The 15,834-nt window shown below is 72.1% G+C and carries 12 protein-coding genes; 5 read left to right on the forward strand and 7 right to left on the reverse strand.

Annotated elements, in window-relative coordinates; genetic code table 11:
* Together A949_RS0107730 and A949_RS0107735 are read left to right on the forward strand one after the other, a co-directional pair.
* Window positions 1-1,270, forward strand: a 1,270-nt coding sequence (locus tag A949_RS0107730; RefSeq protein WP_019355432.1) for a sodium:solute symporter family transporter, incomplete at its 5' end; no start/stop codon positions are given.
* 28 nt (window positions 1,271-1,298) lie between these two features.
* Window positions 1,299-1,610, forward strand: a complete 312-nt coding sequence (locus A949_RS0107735; protein ID WP_019355433.1) for a hypothetical protein — start codon at window positions 1,299-1,301, stop codon at window positions 1,608-1,610.
* Between the two features lie 111 nt (window positions 1,611-1,721).
* Here the strand turns inward: A949_RS0107735 and A949_RS0107740 are convergent, their stop codons facing one another.
* From A949_RS0107740 to A949_RS0107780, 7 genes are all read right to left on the reverse strand, one after another.
* A complete protein-coding gene (locus tag A949_RS0107740; RefSeq protein WP_019355434.1) occupies window positions 1,722-2,396 on the reverse strand; it encodes a helix-turn-helix transcriptional regulator in 675 nt (224 codons plus the stop codon).
* Between the two features lie 264 nt (window positions 2,397-2,660).
* Complete coding sequence (locus A949_RS0107745) at window positions 2,661-4,472, reverse strand: PQQ-binding-like beta-propeller repeat protein (protein WP_026004431.1); 1,812 nt, start codon at window positions 4,470-4,472, stop codon at window positions 2,661-2,663.
* Between the two features lie 149 nt (window positions 4,473-4,621).
* Complete coding sequence (locus A949_RS0107750; RefSeq protein ID WP_158687560.1) at window positions 4,622-6,265, reverse strand: outer membrane protein assembly factor BamB family protein; 1,644 nt, start codon at window positions 6,263-6,265, stop codon at window positions 4,622-4,624.
* Between the two features lie 58 nt (window positions 6,266-6,323).
* On the reverse strand, window positions 6,324-8,180 hold the full coding sequence (locus A949_RS0107765) for an ABC-F family ATP-binding cassette domain-containing protein (RefSeq protein WP_019355439.1): 1,857 nt from the start codon (window positions 8,178-8,180) through the stop codon (window positions 6,324-6,326).
* Window positions 8,181-8,311: 131 nt separating this feature from the next.
* Window positions 8,312-9,277 (reverse strand): DMT family transporter, encoded by a 966-nt coding sequence (locus A949_RS0107770; RefSeq protein WP_019355440.1) that lies wholly within the window; start codon window positions 9,275-9,277, stop codon window positions 8,312-8,314.
* A gap of 211 nt (window positions 9,278-9,488) precedes the next feature.
* Entirely contained in the window at window positions 9,489-11,123 is a 1,635-nt protein-coding gene (locus A949_RS0107775) for a penicillin-binding transpeptidase domain-containing protein (protein ID WP_019355441.1), read from the reverse strand.
* Window positions 11,124-11,477: 354 nt separating this feature from the next.
* Complete coding sequence (locus tag A949_RS0107780) at window positions 11,478-13,274, reverse strand: dolichyl-phosphate-mannose--protein mannosyltransferase (protein ID WP_019355442.1); 1,797 nt, start codon at window positions 13,272-13,274, stop codon at window positions 11,478-11,480.
* A gap of 78 nt (window positions 13,275-13,352) precedes the next feature.
* Here A949_RS0107780 and rsmI point away from each other — a divergent pair, with 78 nt between their 5' ends.
* The 3 genes from rsmI to A949_RS0107795 all read left to right on the forward strand — a co-directional run bounded on the left by rsmI (window position 13,353) and on the right by A949_RS0107795 (window position 15,830).
* Window positions 13,353-14,207: a 16S rRNA (cytidine(1402)-2'-O)-methyltransferase gene (rsmI, locus tag A949_RS0107785; protein WP_019355443.1), complete on the forward strand. Its 855-nt coding sequence runs from the start codon at window positions 13,353-13,355 to the stop codon at window positions 14,205-14,207.
* A gap of 340 nt (window positions 14,208-14,547) precedes the next feature.
* Complete coding sequence (locus tag A949_RS0107790) at window positions 14,548-14,838, forward strand: hypothetical protein (protein WP_019355444.1); 291 nt, start codon at window positions 14,548-14,550, stop codon at window positions 14,836-14,838.
* 89 nt (window positions 14,839-14,927) lie between these two features.
* Window positions 14,928-15,830, forward strand: a complete 903-nt coding sequence (locus A949_RS0107795) for a TatD family hydrolase (RefSeq protein WP_106428765.1) — start codon at window positions 14,928-14,930, stop codon at window positions 15,828-15,830.
* The last annotated feature ends 4 nt before the right edge of the window (window positions 15,831-15,834 follow it).

Below are 15,834 nucleotides of genomic sequence, written 5' to 3' on the forward strand. Positions count from 1 at the left end.
CTTCGCCGTCTCCTCGGTGCTGATCGCGGGCGTGAACCTCTACGCGCTCGCCCTCGTGCTGAAGGCGCTGCTGGGCTGGGAACTGTGGATCTCCATCGTGGTGGCGGGCTTCTTCGTGCTCGCCTACATCACGCTCGGCGGCCTCTCCTCTGCGATCTACACCGAGGTGCTGCAGTTCTTCGTCATCCTCGCCGCGCTGATCCCGCTCACGGTCGTGGGCCTCAAGCGGGTCGGCGGCTGGGGCGGCATCAGCGACACCCTCTCCGGCGAGAAGGGCGGCGCCTTCATGACCGCCTGGGACGGCACCGGAATCGGCTCCGCCAACCCGCTGGGCGCCAACTGGCTGACCATCGTGCTGGGCCTGGGCTTCGTGATGAGCTTCGGCTACTGGACGACCAACTTCGCCGAGGTGCAGCGCGCGCTGTCCGCCAAGAACCTCTCGGCCGCCAAGCGCACCCCGCTGATCGCCGCCTTCCCCAAGATCTTCATCCCGGCGGTCGTGGTCATACCCGGTCTGATCGCGCTCGTGATGGAGCCGACCCTGGGCAAGCACGAGGACGGGCTGCAGTACAACGACGCCATCCCGGTGCTGATGCGCGACCTGCTGCCCAACGGCGTGCTGGGCATCGCGGTCACCGGTCTGTTGGCGGCGTTCATGGCCGGCATGGCGGCCAACATCTCCTCCTTCAACACCGTCTTCACCAACGACATCTGGGCCGCGTACCTGAAGAAGGACCAGCCGGACGAGTACTACGTCAGGACCGCCCGCTGGGTCACCGCCGTCGGCGTGCTGATCGGCATGGGGACCGCGTTCATCGCCTCCTCGTTCAGCAACATCATGAACTACCTGCAGACGCTGTTCTCGTTCTTCAACGTGCCGCTGTTCGTGGTGTTCATCATCGGCATGTTCTGGAAGAAGACCACGCCGGCCGCCGGATTCTGGGGCCTGCTGAGCGGCACCGCCGGCGCGATGGTGAACTACTTCTGGTTCTACAAGCACGGCGTCATCGACATCCCCAGCGACCAGGGCGCGAACTTCGTCTCCTCGATCGTCGCCTTCGTGCTGGGCGCCGCGGTGATGGTGGTCGTCACGCTGTTCACCCGGTCCAAGCCGGTCGAGGAGCTCGCGGGGCTGGTCTACGGCACCCGGTCGCCCGGCGCGGAGGAGCCGCCCGGCGAGGGCGACGACGCGTGGTACCGCAGGCCCGCGCTGCTGGGCTGGGGCGCGGTGATCCTCGCGGCCCTCTGCTACATCCCCTTCTCCTTCTGAGCCCCGACGCGAAGGACACTGAAGCGCAATGAACGACAACAGCACCGAAAAGCCCGCCGCCCGGCAGGTGGCCACCGACGTCGAGGAGCTGGAGCGGCGCTCCCGCACCGCGGCCCGCCTCTTCGACGTACGGCGGATCATCGGCGGCCTGTTCGTGGTCTACGGCGTGCTCGTCACCCTCGCGGGGGTCTTCGCCTCGGACGAGGACCTGAAGAAGGCCCAGGACATCAACATCAACCTGTGGACCGGACTCGCCATGCTGGTCCTGGGCCTGGGCTTCCTGCTGTGGCTCCGCCTCAGCCCCACGATCCCGCCGCCGGCGCCGGAGGACGAGGAGTAGGCGGCGCCCGGTCCCGTCAGCGGCACACCGCAGCCGCGGACGACCGGAGCCGTCGCCCGACGGAGCGCGGACGGCACCTGGACCCGGCGTGCGCGCGGCGCGTGCGCCGGGTCAGCCGCCCGTGCCGCCGACCCGCTCCAGCAGTCCGGTGCGGGCGGCGAGCGCGGCCGCCTCCAGACGCGAACCGACCCCCAGCTTCATCAGCACCCGCTGCACATGGGTGCGTGCCGTGCTGGGGGCGATCCGCATGCCGGCCGCGATCAGCCGGGTGTCCTCGCCCTCGGCGACCCGCACCAGCACCTCCACCTCCCGCGGGGTGAGCATCTGCAGCAGCCGGGCCCCCTCGTCGTCGGGCTCGGCGGCCGGGTTGAGCAGCTCGGCGAACGACTGGCTCAGCAACTGCGGCGCCACGGCCGCCTCACCGGCCCGCGCCTTGACCATGGCCCGCTCGACGCCCTCGATCCGCTCGTCGTGCCGCACATAGCCGGACGCCCCCGCCGCGAAGGCGGAGGCGATCCCGCGCGGGCTCGGTACCGGGCCGAGCACCACCACCGCGATCTGCGGCTTCTCTCTCTTGATCCGCACCACCGGATCGAAGACGCCCGGCTCGGCGGGCGTCGCCGTTCCCAGCAGGCACACCTCCGGCGCCCGGCTGATGACCAGTTCGGCCGCGCCGCCGCTGGGCGCGGCCGCCGCGAGCACGCGGTGCCCGCGCAGCTTCAGTGCCGAGGCAAGGGCCTCGGCGAGCAGGCGGTGGTCGTCGACCACCATGAGCCGCACGCTCATCAAGCTCGCTCCCCCCACACACGCTACGGATGGCCCCGCACCCCCCAGCGCAGCCCGTCTCCTGTTCCCCGGGAAGCTACACGCTCACTCGGCGTTCCGCGCCCCTTACGGGCTGAAATCCCCAAGGGAGGGCTTGAACACGGCCCCCGGAACGGCCGACGGCCCGCCACGGGTGCCGTGGCGGGCCGTCGGGGGCCGGTCAGGACGGGGACGGTACCCCGGCCCCGCACCGCGGCCGCACCGCCGCGCGGGGATCCGGCTGACTCACTGCGGACCGAAACCGGCCGCCAGCTTGTCGAAGGGGTCGTCGTAGTCGCTGTCGGGCTTGGAGATGGTCGAGGAGCTCAGGAAGAGCTTGCCGTTCTGGAAGCGCAGCGGCTCCCGCAGGCTGCTCGCACTGATGTTGAACGCCTGCTCGCCCTCGCCCTGCTCGACCTGCGGCATCTTCAGCAGCAGCGTCTGCTTCCCCTTGCCGGGCTCGATGCTGACGACCTCGCCGCCCGCGTCGTAGTCCGGCAGCTTGTAGGCGAGGAGGTTGGGGCCGTCCATCCGGATCGGCACGAAGCTGCGCTTCTCCCCGGCCTCGGCCTTCCACTTGGTGTGCCCGCTGTCGAAGTCGAACGCCATGATCTCGTTCGTCCGGCCGTACTCGGCCTTGCCGCTGTGCTCCTCCGTCGCGAGGTAGACGGTGTCCTTGCCCACCGCGATGTTGTAGCAGCTGTCGACCTCGACGCCGCAGGGCCGGACGTAGTTGTCGTCGATCGAGATCCGGGCCTTGAGCTTCTTGTCCTCACCGACCGTCATGACGTCGCTGGTGAGTTCGCTTCCGGCGCCGACCACCAGGACGAGCGGATCCGTGGAGGCGATCCGTACGTTCTTCGCGCCCTTGGGCACGTCGAACTTCCAGGTGGCCTTCCCCTTGTTCTCCGGGTCGAGCCGCTGCACGCTGATCTGCGGCTTGGAGAAGCTGCCGCACTCGGTGACCGCGTACAGCTCCTTGCCGCCCGAGTACCCCTCGTCGCGGCAGTTGCTCGACTTGCTCTTCCACAGCTGCTTGCCCGAGGGGATGTCGTAGGCGGCGGAGCCGCCGATCCACGCGGTGGCCACGGTGTCACCGCTGATGGCCACGTTGTCGTTGGACGACTCGTCCTTGGCGCCGGACATCTTCTCGTCCATGACGATCTTCCCGGTGTCCAGGTCGACCGCGACCATCCGGTTGCAGGAGGCGTTGCTGGAGATGGTCTCGCGCACGACCATGGCCACCTCGTGGCGCTTCGTCATGCCGTTCGAGGCGCTGCACACCTCGCCCTTCAGCGAGACCGGCGACTTCTGCTCGTCGGTCTTGAGGTCCACCATCAGGAGTTCCTTGACCGAGACCTTGGCGAACACCTTGTCCGTGGCCCAGGTCCCGGGAACCTTGGTGTAGTCCTTGACCTTGGGGTCCTGGACGTTGAACAGCTCGTCGCCCTTGGTGCTCTTGGGCTTGGTCTCCAGGCCACCGCCCTTGGACTTCTGCGAACTGCCCTTGGACTCGTCCTTCTTCCCGCCCTCGTCGTCGCCGCGGGTGAACAGGAACACGCCCGCACCGGCGATCAGCACCACCGCGACGGCAGCCGCGATCAGAGCGATGAGCTTGGTGTTCTTCTTGCCGCCCCCGGGACCTCCGGGAACGCCGGGCCCTCCGGGAACGCCGGGACCCCCGGGGCCCTGGTACCCGGGCGGCGGCTGCTGGCCGTAGGGGCCGGGCTGGCCGTAGGGCGCCGCCGGCTGGCCGTAGGCCATGGTGGGCGCGCCGTGCCGGCCGTCGGCCGGCGGACCTGCGGGCCCGGGCGGGCCGGGCGGCGGACCGGGCGGGGCCGGCGGCGGTCCCGGCGGACCGGGCGGGCCCGGCTGCTGCGGATAGCCGTAGCCGCCCGGCGGTGGCGACTGCGGAGGCTGCGGCGGCTGCTGAGGCGGCTGTCCGGGCTGCTGCGGATAGCCGTAGGCCGGCTGCCCCTGCGGATCGCGCGGGGGCTCCTGCGGTGCGCCGAAGCCCCCGGACGGCGGCTGGCTCGGTGGCGGAGGCGGCTGCGACATGACATTCCCTTGGTACGGGCAGACCGCGCGCCCGGCGCCTCAAACCCCCGTAGGGCCGAGCGAATCGGACATCATGGCCCACCATCGGCAGACTGCTGAGCGGACATTCTTTCTACCACCGGACTCCCGGGACCCGGATCCCGGTTCCGTCACCGTCCGGTACCGAACCCCATGGCCAGTGGCGCCTTCTCCTTGGCATCGGTGTCGTTCTTCCCGTACAGCAGGCTCCGTTGCAGGAAGAGCCGGCCGCCCACGTAGAGCGCGGGGGCGCTCCGGCTCATCGTCGGCGCCCGGAAGCGGCTCTGCTGCTCGGCGGTTTCGTCCGGCAGCCGCAGCAGTCCGTGCTGCTCCCCGTTCCCCGGGGACACGCTGACGACCTGCCCGCCCTTGCCGTCGGCGGGGGTCACGTACGCGATCGCCTTGTCGCCCCGGGTCCCGATGGGGAACACCGTGCGGCCCTCGCCCGCGCCGGACTTCCACTTCGGCTCACCGCTGTGGAAGCCGAAGCCCATGACCTCGTTGGTGCGGGACAGCGAGTCGTCGCTCTTGCCCGAGTGCTCCTTGGTCGCGATGTAGACCATGTCCTCGGTCGCCACGACGTTGAAGCACGCCTCGCTGCCCAGGTCGCCGATGCCGCAGCCCGGTTCGTAGCGGTCGCCGAGACTGAAGGTGGCGGCGATCGAGCCGTCGTCGTCGATCGTCATGACCTCCGACTCCGATGCGTCGCCGATGCCCAGCACCAGCACGATCGGATCGGTGTCCACGATACGGACGGCACGCCCGTCCTTGAGGTTGTGGGGCAGCCGCATGTCCCAGGTGGAGTGGCCGGTCTTCGGGTCGAGCTGGTTGAGCGTCAGCGACTCGTCGCACTCCAGGACCACCAGCAGCCGGGCGCCACCGCCGTACCGGCTGTGCTCGCAGGTCTCCCCGGTCTCCTTGCTCTTCCACAGCGGGTCACCGCCCTCGATCGGGAAGGCGGCGAAGCCACCGATCCAGGAGAGCGCGACGGTGTCCTGGGCGACGGTCAGATTCACGTCGCCGCCGCCGAAGATGGTCCTGCCGATGGGGATGGGCTGGTCCCACAGCTTCTTGCCGGTGTCGACGTCGAAGACGGCGACGGAGTTGCACCCGCCGCTCCCCTTCTCGAAGGCGACGGCCGTGCGGTGGTCGTCGGTCATGTGCGGCGACGCCGCGCAGACCGGGCCGCCCAGCGGGATGCGCCAGGCGCGTTCGCCGTTCATCCGGTATCCCTCGATCGCGTTGATCGAGGACTTGGCGTAGATCTTCTCGGTGGCCCAGCTCCCGTCGGCACCCTGGGCGTCCTTGACATGGGTGTCCGGCTGTTCGAGAGAGAAGAGCTGCTTCGCGTGGCTGCCGCCGGGGACACCCGCCTCGGAGCCCCGGGGGCCGTTGCCGTCCTCGCCGCCGACGGAGAACAGCCATATGCCGCCCGCGACCAGCACCACGGCGACCACCGCCGCGAAGATGCGGACCGCCCTGGGGCTGCGGCCGCGCGGCGCGAACGGTCCGCCGCCTCCCGGAGGCGGGGGCGGCTGCTGCGGGGCGGCCGGGTGACCGCCGTACGGCGCCTGGCCGAAGCCCGGTCCGGACGGCGGCGGCGCGGGCGGCGCGGCGGGAGGGGCCGGTGGCTGCTGCGGGACCGGTGGCTGCTGCGGTATCTGCCGCGGCGGCACGTGCTGCGGTGGGGGCGCCTGTTGCGGTGACGGCTGCGCGGGCGGATTCCAGCCACCCTGGGGAGGCTGACCGGGTGGTGGGGGCGGCGGCTGTGTCATCGCGGTTCCTCAGAAAGGAGCAGGGCGCCCCTTTCTACCACCGCTCCCGGTGAAGTTGTCATGCACCTTCGGTATCGGCCAGTTCCAGCCAGCGCATCTCCAACTCCTCGCGCTTCTCGCGCACCTCGCGCAGTTCGCCGTCCAGCTCCGCCACCCGCTCGAAGTCGGTCGCGTGCTCGGCCATCTCGGCGTGCAGTGCCGCCTCGCGCTGCTCCGCCTTCTCCAACTGGCGCTCGATCCGCTGCATCTCCTTGTGCGCAGCGCGGGAGAGCGCCGCGGGCTTGGCCGGCTCCTTGGCCGACCGGTCCGACCCGCCCCCGGCCCGGTCCGCGGCGGCGGGCGCCGACGCGGCGGCCGCGGTCTCCATCCGGGCCCGGCGCTCCAGATACTCGTCGATGCCCCGCGGCAGCATTCGCAGGGTGGCATCGCCCAGCAGCGCGTAGACGCGGTCGGTGGTGCGCTCGACGAAGTACCGGTCGTGCGAGATGACCACCAGCGAGCCGGGCCAGCCGTCCAGCAGGTCCTCGAGCTGGGTGAGGGTCTCGATGTCCAGGTCGTTGGTCGGCTCGTCCAGGAAGAGGACGTTGGGCTCGTCCATCAGCAGCCGCAGGATCTGCAGCCGCCGCCGCTCGCCGCCGGAGAGGTCGCCCACCGGCGTCCACTGCTTCTCCTTGGCGAAGCCGAACCGCTCGCACAGCTGCGAGGCCGTCATCTCCCGGCCCTTGCCCAGGTCGATGCGGGAGCGGACGGCTTCCACCGCCTCCAGGACCCGCAGCGCCGGGTCCAGTTCGGCGACCTCCTGGGAGAGGTAGGCCAGCTTCACCGTCCTGCCGACCTTGATCCGCCCCTCGGTGACCAGCGGCGAGAGCTGTTCGCCTCCGGTGGCGGCGGTGTCGGCCAGGGCGCGCAGCAGCGAGGTCTTGCCCGCGCCGTTGACGCCCACCAAGGCGATCCGGTCACCGGGACCCAGCTGCCAGGTGAGCTGTTTGAGCAACAGCTTCGGCCCGGCCTGCACGGTGACGCCCTCCAGGTCGAAGACCGTCTTGCCCAGCCGGGAGTTGGCGAAGCGCATCAGCTCCTGGCTGTCCCGGGGCGGCGGCTCGCCCTCGATCAGCGCGTTCGCCGCCTCGATCCGGAAGCGCGGCTTGCTGGTGCGGGCCGGGGCGCCGCGCCGCAGCCAGGCCAGCTCCTTGCGCATCAGATTCTGCCGCTTGGACTCCTCCTGCGCGGCGATGCGCTCCCGCTCGGCGCGGGCGAAGACGTAGTCCGAGTAGCCGCCCTCGTACTCGTGCACCGCACCGCGCTGCACGTCCCACATGCGGGTGGCGACCTGGTCGAGGAACCAGCGGTCGTGGGTGACGCACACCAGCGCGGAGCGGCGGGCGCGCAGGTGCCCGGCGAGCCAGGAGATGCCCTCCACGTCGAGGTGGTTGGTCGGCTCGTCCAGCACGATCAGGTCCTGCTCGGCGATGAGCAGCTTGGCGAGCGCGATCCGGCGGCGCTCACCGCCGGAGAGCGGACCGATCACGGTGTCCAGGCCCTGCGGGAAGCCGGGCAGGTCCAGGCCGCCGAACAGCCCGGTGAGCACGTCGCGGATCTGCGGGACACCCGCCCACTCGTGGTCGGCCAGGTCGCCGACCACTTCGTGCCGGACGGTGGCCTGCGGGTCGAGGGAGTCGTGCTGCGTGAGCACGCCGACCCGCAGCCCTCCCGCGTGGGTGACCCGGCCCGCGTCCGGTTCCTCCTCGCGGGCCAGCACCTTGATCAGGGTGGTCTTGCCGTCGCCGTTGCGGCCCACGACTCCGATCTTGTCCGCCTCGTTGACGCCCAGCGAGACGGTGTCGAGGAGGGCGCGGGTGCCGTGCACCTTGTCGACGGTTTCCATGTTGACGAGGTTGACGCGGTTGCCAGCCATCACTCTCCTGTTGGGGGCCGGCCCCCAGGGTAGCCCCGTCCCGGCCGCCGACGAGCAGCGGCCGGGTCCCTCGCGGGCGGGACCGCCGGGACCGCCGGGTACGGGCCCGCGCGGGCGCCGTCCGCCGGGGCTCAGGTGCCGTGCAGCATCAGCGCTATGCCGCCCACCATCAGCACGCTCGCGGCGGTCCTGGGCCAGCCGAACCGCTCCTTGAAGAAGAGGGCGCCGATCGCGGCCCCGGCGATGATCGACGACTCCCGCAGCGCCGCCACCGGTGCCAGCGGTGCCCGGGTCTGCGCCCACAGCACCAGCCCGTAGGCCAGCACCGACAGCGCCCCGCCCAGCAGCCCGCGCAGGGCCACCGGGCGCAGCTCTGCGACCAGGGCGCGACGGCGGGTGAGCAGGGCCCAGACCGGGATGGCCAGCCCCTCCAGCAGCATCAGCCAGGCGATGTAGCCCAGCGGGGTGCCCGCGGCCCGCACGCCCACCCCGTCCACGACGGTGTACGAGGCGATGGCCAGGCCCGTGCACACGGCGGCGGTCAGTGCGGGCCACTGCGGACCGGCACCCGAGCCGGAACCGGAGGCCGCTCCACCGGCCCCGGAGGCCGCAGCGCCGGAGCCGGAAGCCGCGTCCGCAGCCCCGGAGGCCGCAGCGCCGGAGGCCGTCTCCGGGGAGCGCCCCGCACCGCGCAGTCCCCACAGCGCCACACCGACCAGCCCGGCGGAGGCCAGCAGCACCCCGGCCAGTTGCCATCCGTCGGGCATCTCGTGCACGAAGACGGCCGCCAGCACCGTCACCACCAGCGGCGCCGTCCCCCGCGCGATGGGGTACATCTGCCCGAACTCGCCCATCCGGAAGGAGCGCATCAGCAGCGCCTGGTAGACGACGTGCAGCGCCGCCGAGAACAGCAGCGGCGGCCAGGCCCCGGCCGCCGGGAGCGGCGCGAAGCAGGCCAGCGCGGCGCCGCACAGCGCACCGCCGCTGCCGACCAGGGTGAAGGCGAGCAGCTGATCGCGGATGCCGTGCGCCAGCGCGTTCCAGGTGGCGTGGGTGAGCGCCGCGGCCAGCACCGCGGCGACGACTATCGGGGTCACCCTGCGCCGCCGCGGGCGGCGCGGTCACGGAGTCGATGCATCATGCACAGGACGCTACCGCCGCGTTGATCAGCGCTTTTACCGGGGTGCCCGGCCCGCCGCCGGCGGTGCGGCACCGGCCCGGCGGCGGCAGAGCCGGATCGGCCCGGGCTGCGGAGCGCCCGCCGGCCGGTACGGCGGCGCCGTACCGGCCGGCGCTGGCGGCGCGGCCTCAGCCGCGGGCGGCGTCCAGCACCTTGCGGACGATCGGACCGGCGTTCTCGTTGCCGTGTCCGGAGGCGGGCACGACGGCCGCCGCGGCGGCGTCACCGGAGTACGCGGTGAACCAGGCGTTCGGCTTCTTCTGCCCGTCGACCTCGGCGGAGCCGGTCTTCGCGCCGAAGTCCCCGCTCATCCCGGCCATCGGCTGGGCCGCGGTGCCACCGGTGGCGGTGACCTTCATCAGGGACTTGAGGTCCTTCTGCACGCCGGGCTTCATGGTGCGCGGCGCCTTGGCGAGGGTGCGGTCGTCGACCGACGGGGGCACCACGTACGGCTGCCGGAAGGTGCCGTTCTGCACGGTGGCGGAGACGGACGCCATGTTGAGCGGGTTCATCCGCACCCCGCCCTGGCCCATGAGCGAGGCCGCCATCTGGGCGTCCGACTGGACCGGGACCCGGCCGTCGAAGGTGGTGGTGCCGGTCTTCCAGTTGAGACCGATACCGAAGACGTCCCGGGCCTCCTTGGTGAGGTCGTCGTCCTTCAGTTCGGGCGCCTGGCTGATGAAGGCGGTGTTGCAGGAGCGGGCGAAGCTCTGCGCGAAGGTGCCGTGCTTGATCTCGAAGTTGTCGTCGTTGTGGAACTTCCAGCCGCCGTAGGTGAAGTACTTGGGGCACGGATGGGTCTTGCCGGGCGAGGCGAGGCCCTTGTCGAGCAGCATGGCGCTGGTGACGACCTTCATGGTGGAGCCGGGGGCCAGCGAGCCCTGCAGGGCGCTGTTGAAACCCTTGGCGGGGGAGTTGGCGATGGCCAGGATCTCGCCGGTGCTGGGCTTGACGGCGACCACGGAGGCCTTCTTCTTGCCCTTGACGGCGGTCTCGGCCGCGCGCTGCGCCCCGGCGTCGATGGTCGTCTTCAGCTTTCCGGGCGTGGGCTCGGAGAGCTGGCGCAGCACGGTGTCGGTCTTGCCCTTGGCGTCGACGAGGCGCGTCTGCACGCCCGGGGAGCCCTCGGTCTTGTCGCCGTAGCGCTTGCCGATGTCGCGGATCACCCCGGCGAGCGCGGGGTGGTCCTCGGCGCTGAGCGGCGAGCCGTCCCGGTCCACGGCGGTGACGGGCGGGGTGCCCGACTCGTCGGTGACGATGGTCCGGCCGTCCTTGAGCTTGGGGTGCAGCACGGACGGCTTCCACTCGACCACGGGCTCGCCGGTCTTCGCGGCCCGGACGATCTTCAGCGCCGAGTCGTACTTCCAGGCGGCGTCCTTCTTGCCGTAGGCGACCTGCGCGGTGACGTCGAAGGGCACCTTCTCGCCTTCGGCCTTCTCGGGGGTGGCCGTGACCTCGGAGACGTGGGCCTTGCTGCGGAAGGCGCCGAGCGCCTTGGCGGCCGCTGCGGAGTCGTCGGTCAGCGCGGCGGCCTTCTTGGTGTCGCCCTCGGCCCAGGCGCCCAGGAATTCCTTGGCGGCGGTGCGCACTTCGGCCGCGCTGAGCGGGCCCTTCTTGGCCTCGGCCGCCTTGCTGTCCGCGGCGACGGTGCTCTGGGCCTCCTCCCCGTCGCTGCCGACGAGGACGTAGACACCGACGCCGGCGAGCCCGACGACGGCGGCGGCGACCCCGCCGATCACGGCCATCTTCTGTGTGTCGCGCATCCGCGTTCTGCCCCTCCACCCGCCTTGGACCGGTCTGCCGGCCGAAGTCCTGACGCGAGGCACCCTAGAGCACGTCCATGACAGAACGTGCCCCGTGTGCCCGTTCAGCCCCTTCTGCCGGTGTTCTGCTGCCCCGTGTGTCCCGGATTCCGCCGGTGGCCGGCGGTCCGGGCCGAGGAACGGAACCGCCGCCCCTCGCGGCCGCGCTGCCGCGGCCCCTGGGGCAGACGAGCAGCGCGGGGTGATCGGTTCCGTATCACGGCCTTGTGTCCGAATCGCGATCTTCGCTGAGCGTTTTCGTGATCTGCCAGTTCATTCGACAGCCGTTTCCAGTCGGAAAACGCCCACTTCAGGTCAGATCCAGGAGTCAAGCCACATTCGGTGCCGCCACTCGCCCAGCGGAATCGTCTGCCCGGTGTAGATGGGCCAGAAGTAGACGAAGTTCCACACGATCAGCAGCCCGACCACGCCCACCCCGACCACGCCCAGGGTGCGCCGTCTGTCGTCCGCACCCGGCGGCCCGGTCAGCGCCCCGGCCGCCATCGCCAGCCCCAGGCACAGGAAGGGGAGGAACACCACGGCGTAGAACAGGAAGATGGTGCGCTCCTGGTAGAGGAACCAGGGCAGGTAGCCGGCGGCGACACCGCACAGGATCGCGCCCGCCCGCCAGTCGCGGCGCAGCAGCCAGCGGTAGGCGACGTACAGGAGCGCCGCGCAGGCGGCCCACCACAGCACCGGGGTGCCCAGCGCCAGGACTTCGCGGGCGCAGCCCTCGGCCTTGTCGGTGCAGCCGTCGGAGCCCGCCTCGGGCGACTCGTAGAAGTAGGAGACGGGACGGCCCAGGACCAGCCAGCTCCACGGGTTCGACTGGTAGGTGTGCCCGGAGGTGAGGTTGACGTGGAAGTCGTAGACCTCGCTCTCGTAGTGCCACAGGCTGCGCAGCGGTCCCGGCAGCCAGCCCCACGGGCCGGCGGCGCCCTGCTCGTCCGCCCAGTTCCGGAAGTAGCCGCCCGAGGTGGCGAACCAGCCCGTCCAGGAGGCGATGTAGGTGGCCACCGCGACGCACGGCAGGGAGAGGAACGCGGGCCCCGCGTCCCTGGTGAGCATGGCCGGCACCGGGCGGGAGGCGCCCGCGGTGCGGCGCGCCCCCACGTCCCACAGGACGGTCAGCAGCCCGAACGCGGCCAGCACGTACAGGCCGTTCCACTTGGTGGCACAGGCCAGCCCCAGGCACACCCCGGCCGCCAGCCGCCACGGCCGCCAGCCCAGTCGCGTCCGGTCCCCCACGGCCGCGTCGGGCAGCGGAGCGCCGCTGCCGTCGCCCGCGTCGGTACCGGCCCGCGGCAACCGGGCCGCCAGCCGTTCCCTGGATCTGTCGCGGTCGACGAGCAGGCAGCCGAACGCGGCCAGCACCCAGAACATCACCACCAGGTCCAGCAGCGCGACCCGGCTCATCACGAAGTGCAGCCCGTCCACGGCCATCAGGGCACCCGCCAGGCAGCCCAGCGCCGTGGAGCGGAACAGCCGGCGCCCGATACGGCACAGCATCAGCACCGAGAGGGTGCCCAGCAGCGCCGTCATGAACCGCCAGCCGAACGGGTCGAGCCCGAAGACGGCCTCGCCGAGCCCGATCACCCACTTCCCGACGGTCGGGTGGACGACGTAGGAGCCCTCCGGCGAGAGCGGGATGCGCTGCGGATCGCCCAGGATGCGCTCGTTGGCGTTGTCCGGCCAGGTCCCCTCGTACCCGAAGTGGATCAGCGACCAGGCGTCCTTGGCGTAGTACGTCTCGTCGAATATGACGGCGTGCGGCGAGCCGAGCTGCCAGAACCGCAGGGCTCCGGCGAGGAGCGCGATCAGCAGTGGTCCGCCCCAGGCCGCCCAGCGCGCCAGCCGCAGCGACAGCTCGGGACCCAGTCCGAGGACCGCGCCCAGCCGCGGGTCCGGCGCGGGGAACGACGGGGTGAGGCGTTCGCGGACACCGGCGCGCGGCCGGGCCGCGTAGCCGAAGCGGCGCAGCCGCATCTGCCACCGGGGAAGCGGCGGCGGGCCGCCCTCGTCCCCGGCGCTGCTCTCGCAGCCCGGGCCGCCGGGCCCGTCCTGCCTGCGGTCGGCGTCCCCCACGGTGTCACTGGTCGTCACGCGGGCCATCGTAGGGACCGCGGGGGCGGCGTGTGCCGCCGCGTCACCGCTGCGGGATCGGACGGGTGACGCTGCGAGGATGGGCGGGTGACTGGAACGCTCGTCCTCGCCGGGACCCCCATCGGCGACCCTTCCGACGCCCCGCCGCGCCTCGCGGCCGAGCTGACCGCCGCCGACATCGTCGCCGCCGAGGACACCCGGCGGCTGCGCAGGCTGACCCAGGCGCTGGGGGTGGCGCCCGGCGGGCGGATCGTCTCCTACTTCGAGGGCAACGAGGCCGCCCGCACCCCGGAGCTGGCCGAGGCGCTGGCGGGCGGTGCCCGGGTGGTGCTGGTGACCGACGCGGGGATGCCCTCGGTGTCCGACCCCGGCTACCGGCTGGTGGCCGCGGCCGTGCAGCACGGGGTGCGGGTGACCGCGGTCCCCGGCCCCTCCGCGGTGCTGACGGCGCTGGCGGTCTCGGGGTTGCCGGTGGACCGGTTCTGCTTCGAGGGATTCCTGCCGCGCAAGCCCGGCGAGCGGCGGGGCAGGCTGCGCGAGGCGGCCGAGGAGCGCCGCACCCTGGTGTACTTCGAGGCGCCGCACCGGCTGGGGGCCACGCTCACCGCCATGGCCGAGGTGTTCGGCGCGGAGCGGGAGGCCGCGGTGTGCCGGGAGCTGACCAAGACCTACGAGCAGGTGCGGCGCGGCCCGCTGGCGGAGCTGGCCGCGTGGGCGGCCGAGGGCGTGCGCGGGGAGATCACGGTCGTGGTCCGGGGGGCCGAGCCGCCCGCGGCGGGCGAGGCGGACGCGGCGGAGCTGGCGCGCCGGGTCGCGGAGCGCGAGGCGGCGGGCCAGCAGCGCAAGGAGGCCATCGCGGAGGTGGCCCGCGGCGCCGGAGTGCCCAAGCGGGAGGTCTTCGACGCGGTGGTCGCCGCGAAGAACGCCGGACCGCGCGGATAGGCGCGGTGGCCGCACCGGGTGCGGCGACGGTCCCGGTGGGGCAGCCTCGGGGAGCGCGGGGCGTGCGCGCCGGGCGTGGAAAAGGGCGCCGAATTGCGGATGTGCGCGGCCAGCGCGGTGGCGGGCGCGCGGGTGAGCACGGTAATCCGCGATTGAGCGGTAAATACGAGTAAAGGACTTTTGCGGATACGCAAAGGGAATGCCCATGGAAGCCCGCGACCTTGACGCTCGGCCAAAATCTCCACAAACGAAGAGAAAGGACCCCCGGTCCCGCCTTTCGGACGGCGGCCGCGAGGAGTGCACTGGCGGTGGGCGTATCCGCCCGAAGGAAGGAGCTGCCATGAAGCACGAGAGCGGCAACAGCACGGACCTGGACGACCAGACTGGGGAGACGGTGCACGAGGCGTACTCGTTCGCCTGCATGAAGTGCGGGCACGGGTGGGAGCAGGACTACGAGATACAGCACCTCGAATACACCGACGGCAGGCCCCTGGTCGTGTATTACGCGGACGGCAAGCGCGTCCCCTCGCCGCTCACCAAGCCCACGTGCCGCTTTTGTGACGGACATGTCGTCCGCATCATGCGCTCGGGGCGGGTCTCCAAGGCCGAGGCGGCGCGACCGCACCACTGAGGGCGTGCGCCGCGGGTCGCGAGCCGAGGCCCCCACCGGGCTCCGCCTCGGTGCGGACCCGACGGACGGCGGGTTCTATGATCGCCGGTATGTCCCCCTCCGCGACCCCTGACGACGCAGCGCACTCCGCGGCCGGGACCGCGGCCACGAACGCCGCGAAGGCTCGGGCGGCACAGGCGCCTCCGCCACCGCCCGAGCCGCTCGCGTTCCCGGTCGCGGACTCCCACACCCACCTGGACATGCAGGAGCCGGCCGTCGCCGACGCGCTCACCGCGGCCGCCGCCGTGGGCGTGACGACGGTCGTCCAGGTCGGCTGCGACCTGGAGCGCTCCCGCTGGGCCGCCGAGACGGCCGCCGCGTGGCAGAACGTGTGGGCCGCCGTCGCGCTCCACCCGAACGAGGCGCCCCGGCTGAGCGCCGAGGGCGGCGAGGAAGCGCTGGACGAGGCGCTCACCGGGATCGAGGAGCTCGCCGCGCTCCCCCAGGTGCTGGCGGTCGGCGAGACCGGCCTGGACTACTTCCGCACCGGCCCGGAGGGTGTCGCCGCCCAGCAGCGCTCGTTCCGCGCCCACATCGGACTCGCCAAGCGGCTGGACAAGGCGCTGGTCATCCACGACCGCGAGGCGCACGCGGACGTGCTGCGCCTCCTGGAGGAGGAGGGCGCCCCCGAGCGGACCGTCTTCCACTGCTTCTCCGGGGACGCGGAGATGGCGAGGCTGTGCGCCGCCAGGGGCTGGTACATGTCCTTCGCCGGGAACATCACCTTCAAGAACGCCCAGCCGCTGCGCGACGCCCTCGCGGTGGTCCCGCCGGAACTGCTGCTGGTCGAGACGGACGCACCGTTCCTGACGCCCGCGCCCTACCGCGGCCGCCCCAACGCGCCCTACCTGATCCCGGTGACGCTCCGCGCCATGGCGCGGACCAAGGGACTGGACGAGGAGCAGCTGGCCCGCCACGTGGCCGCGAACACGGCCCGCGCCTTCGGCTACTGAGTCC

Source organism: Streptomyces sp. AA1529 (genome assembly GCF_000280905.1).
Classification (GTDB): domain Bacteria; phylum Actinomycetota; class Actinomycetes; order Streptomycetales; family Streptomycetaceae; genus Streptomyces.

Coding starts and splice junctions, on each gene's coding strand:
- A949_RS0107735 (WP_019355433.1), top strand. CDS start 1,299: ATGAACGACAACAGCACCGAAAAGCCCGCCGCCCGGCAGGTGGCCACC.
- A949_RS0107740 (WP_019355434.1), bottom strand. CDS start 2,396: ATGAGCGTGCGGCTCATGGTGGTCGACGACCACCGCCTGCTCGCCGAG.
- A949_RS0107745 (WP_026004431.1), bottom strand. CDS start 4,472: ATGTCGCAGCCGCCTCCGCCACCGAGCCAGCCGCCGTCCGGGGGCTTC.
- A949_RS0107750 (WP_158687560.1), bottom strand. CDS start 6,265: ATGACACAGCCGCCGCCCCCACCACCCGGTCAGCCTCCCCAGGGTGGC.
- A949_RS0107765 (WP_019355439.1), bottom strand. CDS start 8,180: ATGGCTGGCAACCGCGTCAACCTCGTCAACATGGAAACCGTCGACAAG.
- A949_RS0107775 (WP_019355441.1), bottom strand. CDS start 11,123: ATGCGCGACACACAGAAGATGGCCGTGATCGGCGGGGTCGCCGCCGCC.
- A949_RS0107780 (WP_019355442.1), bottom strand. CDS start 13,274: ATGGCCCGCGTGACGACCAGTGACACCGTGGGGGACGCCGACCGCAGG.
- A949_RS0107790 (WP_019355444.1), top strand. CDS start 14,548: ATGAAGCACGAGAGCGGCAACAGCACGGACCTGGACGACCAGACTGGG.
- A949_RS0107795 (WP_106428765.1), top strand. CDS start 14,928: ATGTCCCCCTCCGCGACCCCTGACGACGCAGCGCACTCCGCGGCCGGG.